General features: G+C 64.0%; 4 protein-coding genes and 1 pseudogene. All 5 read right to left on the reverse strand.

Annotation, left to right across the window (positions count from 1 at the left end):
- Nucleotides 1-120: 120 nt before the first annotated feature.
- A complete protein-coding gene (locus XBLMG947_RS14315; protein WP_065469323.1) occupies nucleotides 121-2,382 on the reverse strand; it encodes a methyl-accepting chemotaxis protein in 2,262 nt (753 codons plus the stop codon).
- A 406-nt stretch (nucleotides 2,383-2,788) separates the two neighbouring features.
- On the reverse strand, nucleotides 2,789-5,050 hold the full coding sequence (locus XBLMG947_RS14320; protein ID WP_065469324.1) for a methyl-accepting chemotaxis protein: 2,262 nt from the start codon (nucleotides 5,048-5,050) through the stop codon (nucleotides 2,789-2,791).
- Between the two features lie 487 nt (nucleotides 5,051-5,537).
- Nucleotides 5,538-8,012 (reverse strand): methyl-accepting chemotaxis protein, encoded by a 2,475-nt coding sequence (locus XBLMG947_RS14325; RefSeq protein WP_065469325.1) that lies wholly within the window; start codon nucleotides 8,010-8,012, stop codon nucleotides 5,538-5,540.
- Between the two features lie 107 nt (nucleotides 8,013-8,119).
- Entirely contained in the window at nucleotides 8,120-10,369 is a 2,250-nt protein-coding gene (locus XBLMG947_RS14330; protein WP_065469326.1) for a methyl-accepting chemotaxis protein, read from the reverse strand.
- Between the two features lie 626 nt (nucleotides 10,370-10,995).
- A pseudogene (locus tag XBLMG947_RS14335) lies at nucleotides 10,996-11,194 on the reverse strand (methyl-accepting chemotaxis protein); the annotation flags it as partial.

Here is an 11,194-nt window from a genome sequence, read left to right on the forward strand (position 1 = left end):
ATCGGCCGCTGCACCTGCCTGGTGAGGCTGGGTAGGGCGGTGGATGCGACTGCAAGGACTCGCCGGTTCCGCGCCGGTCGCCGACGACGACCGGCGACCGATGAGGCGCAGCGCTGCCGCTTAAAACTCCTTCCAATCGCCAGCGGCAACCGTCGAGGTGGACGGGCTGGCCACGACGCGGCGCGGTGTCGCGGTTGCGAATGCTGCACGTGGAGCAGGGCGTGCCGCGTGCCGCTGGTTGCCCGCGGCACCGGCGATCACCGACAACTTGCGTGCCAGCGGCGCGTTCGCATCGATCTTGAACACCGCAACGGCCTCGGTGAGTTGCTGCGCCTGTTCTTCCATCGCCCGTGCAGCGGCGGTGGCTTCTTCCACCAGTGCAGCGTTCTGCTGGGTGGCCTCATCCATCTGCGTGACGGTGAGATTGACCTGTTCGATGCCAGCCGATTGTTCCTGCGAGGCAGCGGAAATCTGGCCCATGATGTCGGTGACGCGCTGCACCGAAGACACGATGTCGGCCATGGTGCGGCCGGCCTGGTCTACCAGCTGCGAGCCGTCGGCGACGCGCTGCACCGAATCGCCGATCAGGTCCTTGATCTCCTTGGAGGCGGCGGACGAACGCTGTGCCAGCGTGCGCACTTCACTGGCCACCACCGCAAAGCCGCGACCCTGGTCACCGGCACGCGCAGCTTCCACGGCGGCATTCAAGGCCAGGATATTGGTCTGGAATGCGATGCCGTCGATGACGCTGATGATGTCGGCGATCTTCTTCGACGAGGCCTGGATGCCGGCCATGGTGTCGACGACCTTGCCGACCACCTCGCCACCTTGCGAGGCCACGCTGGCCGCGCCGATCGCGAGCTGATTGGCTTGCCGTGCGCCTTCTGCATTCTGCTTGACGGTGGAGGTGAGCTCTTCCATCGAGGCCGCGGTTTCTTCCAGATTGGCGGCCTGCTGCTCGGTGCGCTGCGACAGGTCGTTATTGCCTGCGGCGATTTCGCTGGCGGCCGCATTGATCGAGACCGCCGAGGTCTGGATGTGCCCGACGATGCTGGCCAACTGCGTGGCGGTGGCATTGGCGTCGTCGCGCATCTGTGCGAAGACGCCCTGGAAATCGCCGTCCATGCGCGCGGTCAGATCGCCCGCGGCAATCGCCTGCAACATGCCCGACAACGATTGCAGGCTGCCATCGGCCGTGGCCATCAGTTGATTGAGGCTTTCGACCATGATGCGGAAGTCGTACTGGAACTGCGCCGCATCGCCACGTGCACTGAAGTCGCCAGCAGCAGCGGCTTGCGCCAGCTGTTTGATCTGCTGATTCATCGCTGCCAGGTTGCGTTTGACCTGCGCCATGGTCTCGGTGAGTTTGGCTTGTTCGCCGGGCAGGGCATCCATGTCGTCGCTGAGGTCGCCGATCGCGTAACGGCCCATGATCTGTGCCAGGCGTGCGGTGACCTTGACATGGCTGTCGACCAGCGCGTTGGTGTCGCTGGCCATGCGGCCGTACTCGCCGGGCAATGCGCCGGCATCCATGCGGAAGCTCACCTGGCCGGCATCGTGGCGCTTTGCCATGTCCAGCTGGGCGGTGATCAGGTTGCGCACCTGCGATTGCATCTTGTCCATGGCCTGCAGCAGGCGGCCGGTTTCGTCGCTGGCATCGCTGTGCACGGCGTTATCGAGTTTGCCGTCGGCAATCGCTTCGGCGGCGCGGGTGGCGCGGCTCAGCGGCCGGGTGAGGCTGCGGGTGATCAGCAAGCCCAGGGTGCCGCTCAGCAACACCACCATCAGCGAACCGCCCACCAGCAACTTGCGCGAATCGTCCATCGAATGCAGCGCCGCTTCGGCCGCTTCGGCGGCGAGCTTGTCCTGCAGTGCGATGTTCTCGGCGATCTTGTCCTGCCACTTCTCCAACGCGGGCGCGGCTTGGGTAAGCAGCAACGGCAATGCTTGGTCGGTGTGGCCGGACGTCACCAGCGCGATGACCTTGTTGTTCAATTCACGCACTTGCGGGGTCAGGCGATCGATCTCTTCGCGGATATCCAGGCCCTGCGGCGACGACGGCATGGCATACAGCGCATCGCGCGCCTTGCCGTAATCGGCACGTGCCGCTTTGATGGAGGCGATGAATTTCAGATTTTCTTCGTTGCTTGTCGGCAACACCACATTGCGTAGCTCCGAGGCGATGACGTAGTTGGCATTCATCATGTCGTTGGAGAGGCGGATCTTGGTCATGTTCTGGTGCACCAGGGCATCCACCAGCGCACGTGCAGAGGTCAGCCCGCGATAGCCGATAACGGCGATGCACCCGGAAAGCAGGATCAGCACGGTGAAGGCGGCAGCCAGGCGCGGCCCGACATTGAAACGTAATAAAACGGAGGTCATGGGATCGCTCGACTCAAGAAGGTGGAAGGCTGTTGCGTCGACGGTCCAGAAAAGCGCGCTGCGCTCGCCTCTGTATGTCATCACGCCCTCTGGTAACGGCGCGAGCTGCAGTCGATTGAGTGGGCTGGGCAAGTTGGTAAAGCGGGTTCTCAGACACGTGATGGGCGCGTGCGGATGAGCGCGACCCGATGTCCGGACTAGGCAGAATTCTGCGTTTCTGCCGTTAGAAAATGCTGTTTTCGGTGAGTTCGTGCGAGCGCAAAAGGTGTCGGTTTGCGTTGGCTTCACATGTTGCACACGTCGCACGCCGTGGCTGCGCGCCGGACGCGGCGTTCGCGCAGTGCCACGACAGCCGTTTGATACGGACTGTCGTGGCGATGCTGTCGCGATCAGAACGTCTGCGCGATCAGAACTCCTGCCAATCGGACAGATCCGTGGCCGATGTGGCGTTGCTCGTCGGGCTGCGACGGGGCGATGCGGCCGCCGCGGTGACACGCGCTGCCGGGCCCGGTGCGAAGCGGGCATTGGCCGGTGCGCTGGCAATGGCCGACAACTGACGCGCCACCGGTGCCTGTGCGGCGACCTTGAACACCGCCACCGCTTCGGTCAGCTGCTGGGCCTGTTCTTCCATCGCGCGTGCGGCGGCCGTGGCTTCTTCCACCAAGGCGGCGTTCTGCTGTGTGGTTTCGTCCATCTGTGTCACGGTCTGGTTGACCTGCTCGATACCCGAATACTGTTCCTGCGAGGCTGAGGAGATCTCGCCCATGATGTTGGTGACGCGCTGCACGCTGGCAACGATCTCGGCCATGGTGGAGCCGGCCTGATCGACCAGCGTTGCGCCTTGCGTGACCTTCTCGACCGAGTCGTCGATCAGGTGCTTGATCTCCTTGGCCGCGCCGGCCGAACGCTGCGCCAGCGTGCGTACCTCTGAGGCGACAACCGCAAAACCACGGCCCTGTTCGCCGGCACGCGCCGCTTCCACCGCCGCGTTCAAGGCCAGGATGTTGGTCTGGAAGGCGATCCCGTCGATGACGCTGATGATCTCGGCGATCTTCTTGGACGAGCCCTGGATGTCGGACATGGTGGTGACCACCTTCGCCACCACATCGCCGCCTTGCGAGGCGACCGCAGCGGCGCCAATGGCGAGCTGGTTGGCCTGGCTGGCGTGTTCGGCATTCTGCTTGACGGTGGAAGTGAGCTCTTCCATCGATGCCGCGGTTTCTTCCAGATTGGCGGCCTGCTGTTCGGTGCGCTGCGACAGGTCCTGGTTACCGGAGGCGATTTCGCCCGAGGCCAGACCAATTGCGTCGGCCGCGACCTGGATGCGGCCGACGATGCTGGCCAGTTGTTCGGCGGTGGCATTGGCGTCGTCGCGCATCTGCGCAAACACGCCCTGGTATTGGCCGCTCATACGTGCAGTGAGGTCGCCCGCAGCAATCGACTGCAACACGCTTGAGAGCGACTGCAGGTTGCCATCGGCGGTGGCCATCAAGGTATTGAGGCTTTCCACCATCACGCGGAAGTCGAACTGGAACTGCTCGGTATTGCCGCGCGCGGTAAAGTCGCCATTCGCCGCGGCCTGCGCCAGCTGCTTGATCTCGGTATTCATCGTCGCCAGGTTGTGCTTGACCTGGTTCATCGCGGTGGTGATGGCGGCTTTCTCGCCGGGCAGTTGCGGCATGTCTTCGGAGAGGTCGCCGATGGCGTAACGCCCGATCAGGTGGATGGTCTGCATCTTGACCTTGATGTGCGCGGCCACGAGCTCGTTGGTTTGACTGGCCATGCGGCCGAAATCGCCCGGGAATGCGTCGGCATCCAGGCGGAAGCTGATCTGGCCTTCTTCATGGCGCTTGGCCATGTCCAACTGCGCGGCAATCAAGTTGCGTATCTGGCCCTGCATGCTGTTCATGGCGTGCAACAGCCGGCCGGTTTCGTCGTTGGACTGCGTGCTGACGTCGTTATCCAGATTACCCTGGGCAATGGCTTCGGCAGCGCGGGTTGCGCGTGTCAGCGGCACCACCAGGCTACGGGTGATCAGCAAGGCGAGCATGCCGCTGATCAGCACCACCGCCAGGCCACCACCGATCAACATGGCACGGCCGCGCGTCATGGCCGTGATGGCGAGCGCATTGGCTTCCTGGGCGCGCTGGCGCTGCAGTGCCGAATACTCCAGCAATGCGTCCTGCCATGCTTGCGTGGCGGGTGCTGCACGCTGCAACAGCAGCGGCATGGCTTCTTCGTTCTTGTCGGCAAGACCCAGATCGACCACCTGCTGGTTGAACGCGCTGGCCGCCTTGTTGTTCGCGTCGATCTTCTCACGCAGCGCCTGGCCCACGGACGTGGCCGGGAAGGTGTAGAGCTTGTCGTGCGCCTCCTGGTAGATGTTGCGCTGTTCTTCGATGATCGCGACGGAGCGATGGTCTTCTTCATCGCTCGTCGGCAAGACGATGTTGCGCAACTGCACGGCAATGACCGACACCGCGTTGTTCATTTCCTGCAGACGCTGGACGATGACCATGTTGCGATTGGTCAGCGTATCCAGGCTCTGGCGGGCCTGCGCCAGCGTTTGCAGGCCTGCGACGACCAGAGCGCAGGACAGCAGGATCAGCGTGCCGAAGGCGAAGGTGAGGCGCTTGCCGACGTTGTACCGTTGTAGAAGAGCGATCATGGTTGGAATCTCGGGAGCGATAGGCAGAAAAGGGGTGATGCGCTGGGCGCGTTGGTGTACTGGGTACGCTGGTGGCGCCGATGCGGGCTTGCGTCGAACCGATCCATCGATGCGTGCGACACAATGGTCGCGGCGTCATCGATTGCAGGGCAGGTATGCACGCTTAAGATTGGTAACGGCAATCGTCATGGCCACTGAACCGACAAGATCGCGAGCGTATGGGCAGGCGTCACCGAGATGAAGCTGGTGTGCAGAACCACCTGAAAACCCGTGTCACGCGGGCACCTCGGCGGTTTTCGGAATTTATGTTTTCACTTCTTTCTCACGCGCCCGAAAGAGGGCGGGCATTGGAGTTCCTTGCGGCTTTGCAATGCGTGGGTGTCCTGGTCGCGCCGTTGCCTGACCGATGAAGGGTGCGGTCAGCGCCGATGCGGGACGCATCCGGCCGCGCACTGCCCCCGATGCAGACATGCCGCCAGACGTTGCCTCAGGCAGCGCGACCCAGCTGGCTGTGTGCAGGCTCGGCCTGCAACTGGAACACGGAGACCGCATCGCGCAATTGCTGCGCCTGTTCTTCCATCGAACGGGCGGCGGCAGTGGCTTCTTCCACCAGTGCGGCGTTCTGCTGGGTCGCCTGATCCATCTGTGCGATGGTCTGACTGACCAGTTCGATACCTTGCGACTGCTGCTGCGAGGCCTCGCCGATTTCCTGCATGATGGCGGTGACGCTCTGCACCGAATCGACGATGTCCTGCATGGTGCGACCGGCCTGGCCCACCAGCTGGTTGCCGTGTTCGACACGGCTGACCGAATCCTCGATCAGGTGCTTGATCTCCTTTGCCGCGCCAGCCGAGCGCTGTGCCAGCATGCGGACCTCACTGGCCACCACCGCAAAGCCACGACCTTGCTCACCGGCGCGCGCGGCTTCCACCGCAGCGTTCAAGGCGAGGATATTGGTCTGGAACGCAATGCCGTCGATGATGCTGATGATGTCGGCGATCTTCTTGGAGGCGACCTGGATGCCGGCCATGGTGCCCACGACCTCACCCACCACCGCACCGCCTTGCGAGGCGACCGTGGCCGCACTCACCACCAACTGGTTTGCGCGGCGCGCATGTTCGGCGTTGTTGCGCACAGTGGAGGTGAGCTCTTCCATCGAGGCCGCGGTTTCTTCCAGATTGGCGGCTTGCTGTTCGGTGCGCTGTGACAGGTCTTGATTGCCAGAGGCAATTTCGCTGGCGGCGTCGTTGATGGCATCGGTGGAAACCTGGATGCGCCCGACGATATCGGCCAGCTGCGCCACGGTGGCGTTGGCGTCGTCGCGCATGCGTGCGAACACGCCGTGGAAGTTGCCGTGCATGCCGGTGGTGAGATCGCCTGCCGCAATCGCCTGCAATACCTTCGAGAGCGCCTGCAGATTGGCGTCGGCAGTGGCCATCAATTGATTGAGACTGTCCACCATCGCACGGAAGTCGTACTGGAAGCGCTGCGCGTCCCCGCGCACGCCGAAATCGCCATTGGCCGCCGCCTGCGCGAGCAGCTTGATCTCGCTGTTCATCGCCGACAGGTTGGCCTTGACGGTATCCATGGTGTCGCTGAGCACGGCCTTCTCGCCGGGCAGACGGTCCATGTCCTGGCTCAGGTCGCCGATGGCGTAGCGCGACATGATCTGCGCGAGTTTCAGCTTGACTGCGATGTGCGAGCCGACCAGCGCATTGGTCTCGCGCACCATGGTGGCGTAGGCACCGGGGAAGTCGTCTGCCTGCATGCGGTAGCTGATCTGGCCGGCATCGTGGCGCTGCGCCATGTCGCTTTGCGCGCTCAGCACGCACTGCAGTTGTTCCTGCATCCGGCGCATGGTGGTGAGCAACTGTCCGGTTTCGTCGCGGTCGGCTGCCACGACAAGATCGTCCAACTGGCCATGCGCGATATTGGCCGCGACTGCCGCGGCGCGGCGCACATTGCGGGTCAGGCGCGACAAGGTGTACCAACCCAGCGCGGCGATCAGCAGCGCCAGCACCAACAGGCCGGCAATCGCTTCGCGCATCGCGTTGCGTGCGTCGACCAGGTGACGTTCGGATTGCCGCTGCAGCGCCTGCAAGGAAACGTGGCTGAGTTCCTGCATGGTCTGGCCAAGCGCATCGAGCGCAGCATTCCACTGTGTGTCCGCCTGCGCATCGCTGCCATTCAACGCGGTGTCGAGCGCGACCAGTGCCGCGCTTGCCCGCGTGGCTTCGGTCTTGGCAGCATCGGCCAGGGCGGGGTCGGGCTGTTCCAGCAGGCCAATCGCCTTGTCCAGTTCGTGTCGGAAACGCACATGGTTTCGGGCAAGCTGATTGAGCTGCTCGCGCAGCATGGCGCGGCTGTCGCCGGCCTGCGACGGGTCGCTGGCGGCGTCCAGACGGGTCAGCGATTCGGTGGCGTCGGGGCTGTAGATCAGCGTGGATACCACCAAGTGGTAGCTTTCGATATACGGGGTGTAGACCAACTGGCTGTCGTCGCGCAACGCATCGAGCGCGGCGAAGGCGTGTTCGCTCACGGCGGCATAGCCATCAGGGGCCGTGCTGGCAACGTGGCGCTGCTGCAGTGCCCGCAATTCCTTCTGGCTGCGTTCGAAGCCGGGCAAGCTGGAAGTGGTGGCGAGCAGTTGGGTGAGATCGCGCTCGGCGCGCTGTGCGGCGGCACTGGCGGTGCGACCGCTATCCACGTGTGCGGCGTGCAGGTCGGTAATCAGGCCCAGCATTTGGCCAAGCGGCGCGTAGCTGCGCAATTCGTTGCTGCTGATGGCGACGCTTTCGTCGAGCTTGCCGCTGTAGAGCGTCACCGGTATCACCAGCCCCACCAACGCCAGCACGCCGATGATGCCGAGTTTCCTGGCGATGGCCAGGTCGTCCCAACGGCTGGTCCAGCGGCGGGGCGAAACTGGAACGGTTTGCGGCAACAGGGTGGGAGAGGTGGTCATCGGTACTTCTCATTGACATAAGCAGACTATCGGCCGATCGCTTGCAGGCCTTTAGTTGGTCGGCATTGCTGCCGACCAGGCAAGTTCAGTCAGTGCTGTCGATCTGCTCAATATTCCTGCCAACTGCTGTCATTGCTGGGCGCAGCGACCACGGCGCGTGGCTTGGAGGCCGGGGGACGAACAGCTGCGACCACGGTCGCCTTAACGGCGGGAACCGCTGACGTGCGTGGGGCTGCCGCACGCGATACAGACGCTGCGTCGTTGCTCTCGGTCTTGAAGACCGCCACGGCCTCGGTCAATCCGACCGCCTGTTCTTCCAGTGCGCGTGCGGCAGCCGTGGCTTCTTCCACCAGCGCGGCATTCTGCTGGGTGGTTTCGTCCATCTGGGTGACAGTCTGGTTGACCTGTTCGATGCCCGACGACTGCTCCTGCGAGGCCGCGGAAATCTCACCCATGATGTCGGTGACGCGCTGCACGCTGGAGACGATCTCGGCCATGGTGGTACCGGCGCTGCGCACCAGCAGCGAGCCTTCGGCCACGCGCTGCACCGAGTCGTCGATCAGGTCCTTGATCTCCTTGGCGGCACCGGCCGAACGCTGTGCCAGGGTACGCACTTCCGAGGCCACCACTGCGAAGCCGCGGCCCTGTTCGCCGGCGCGTGCGGCTTCCACTGCTGCGTTCAAGGCCAGGATGTTGGTCTGGAAGGCGATGCCATCGATCACAGAGATGATGGCGGCGATCTTCTTGGACGAGGATTCGATCCCGCTCATGGTGTCGACCACCTTGCTGGCGATCTCGCCGCCCTGCAAGGCCACGCCGGCCGCGCCGATCGCAAGCTGGTTGGCCTGACGTGCGCTTTCGGCGTTCTGCTTGACGGTAGAGGTGAGCTCTTCCATCGACGCGGCGGTCTCTTCCAGGTTGGCGGCCTGTTGTTCGGTACGCTGCGACAGATCCTGGTTGCCGGCGGCGATTTCGCCCGTGGCTGCGCTGATGTTGCCCGCCACGCTCTGAATCCGCACGACGATGCGGGTGAGCTGTTCGGTGGTGGCGTTGGCGTCATCGCGCATGGTGGCGAACACACCGTTGAAATTGCCGTTCATGCGCGCAGTGAGGTCGCCGGCGGCGATCGACTGCAACAGTGCCGACAGCTTGCCCAGGCTGGTGTCGCTGACCTCCATCATCGCGTTGAGGTCCTGCACCATGCGAAGGAAATCGTGCTCGAACCGCTGCGCATCGCCGCGGGCGCTGAAATCGCCGGCTGCGGCGGCGCTGGCCAGTCGCTTGATCTCGGTATTGATCGCCAGCAAGCTGGCCTTGGCCGCATCCATCGATTCGTGCAGCACCGCGCGGCTACCCGGCAGGCGCCGTGCATCGCGACGCAGATCGCCGTGGGCGTATTGGTTGAGGACCTCGATCGCATCGACGATGGCGTCCAGGTGTTCGAACATCATGGTGTTGATGCCCTTGCTCAGGTCGCCGTAGACGCCGGGGAAGTCCTGCGGCATGCGGTGGGCCATGTCCTTGTCGGCGTGCAGCTCGATCATCCGCGCGGTTTCGCTGGAGAAACGCTGCAATTGCGCCTGCATCTTGGCCATGGCGCTGAGCAGCCGGCCGGGTTCGTCAGTGGCGGTGGTGCGCACGTCGCTGTCCAGGCGGCCTTCGGCAATGGCCTCGGCGGCGCGCGTGGCACGGTGCAGGGGCTGGGTCAGGCTGCGGGTGATCAGCCAGGCCAACAGGCTGCTGATCACAAGCACCGCAAGGCCGCCGGCGATCAGCAGCGCCCGGCCATGATCCATCGCGGTATTGGCATCGGCAAAGGCGGTGGCGCCGCGGGTGCGCTGGCGCGCGGAATACGCATTGAGCGCGTCCTGCCATTGCTGGTTCGCCGGTACCGCCTGCTGCATCAGCATCCTGAGCGCCTCATCGGGCTTGTCGTTCATGCCCAGGTCCAGCACCTGCTGATTGACGACACGGGCTTTTTCGCGTGCAAGATCGATCTGACGACGCATTTCGGCGCCGGCGGCGTTGGACGGCGGGATGGCGTACAGCTTGTTGTGGAGTTCGCTGTAATACGTCCGCTGTTGATCGATGATCTTGGCGAAGCCGATGTTCTCTTCCTGCGTGGTCGGCAGCACGATATTGCGCAGCTGGATGGAGATGATCGCACTGGCGTTACGCATCTCGCTGACATATTCGAGGATCGTCATATTGCGCTTGACGATGGAGTCCAGGCGCCCACGCGCTTGCGCCAAGGTCATCAGGCCGGCGACCACCAGGCCGCAGGACAGCAAGATCAGGAAGCCGAACGCGGCGGAAAGGCGGGTGCCGACGTTATAGCGTTGGAGAAAACCGATCATGAAAAATTTCTGCCGGGTAGGGTGATAAGGGGGCGATCCGGTGCAACGGCGGCCGCCTCGCAATCACGCTCGGCATCCGCTGCAATGGGGGACGGCGGCATGACGCCCATCGCTCGCGCTGGTAGCGAGCGCCGGCACCGTCCCGGTTGCAGGGCCGGTAACGGCGACCCGGTCCTATACTTGAGTCCGGTATTTATGATTTGTTATAGCTGGCATCGCTCACAGAATCCGGGGCAGCCCTCGGCGATGCAGGTCAGGTGGTTGGCGACGCCAGGCACCATGAAGCGGCGTGCGCAGGGAAGGGTGCCTGTCGTGCATGCCGGCATGGGTCCCAGGGGCCGCCATGCTGTGTATGGGTAAGTGATTGATCGCAAAGGGGCGCTAGCCGATGAGCGCCGTGTCTCGGCCGTAGGCGAGGGTCCCGTCAGCTGACCGCACCCGGTGACGGTGCGACAGTCCGGCGCATCGCCAGCCGGACCCATCAATGCAATGCGGGCCCGACCAAGCGCATGCGGGCTGCATGTGCTCGGTCGGGCCCTGGTGTGTTCCAACGACTGATGTGTGCGGAGCGGAGACCTGGCGCAGATGGCATCGGAGGGCACTCCACCGATGCCAGGCTTTGTCGGTCAGAACTCCTGCCAGCTGCTCTCGCCGGTCGTCGCAGCAGCAACCGCGCGTGGCCTGGCGGCTGCGCTGCCGCCGACGGTGGTCAGTTTGGCGCGCACAGCCGGCGCCGGCTTGGCGACGGGCGCCGTGCGAACGTTGCTGGTGGTGCTGTGCTCGGTCTTGAAGACCGCCACGGCCTCGGTCAATCCGACCGCCTGT

The organism is Xanthomonas bromi (genome assembly GCF_900092025.1).
GTDB classification, from domain to species: Bacteria; Pseudomonadota; Gammaproteobacteria; order Xanthomonadales; family Xanthomonadaceae; genus Xanthomonas; species Xanthomonas bromi.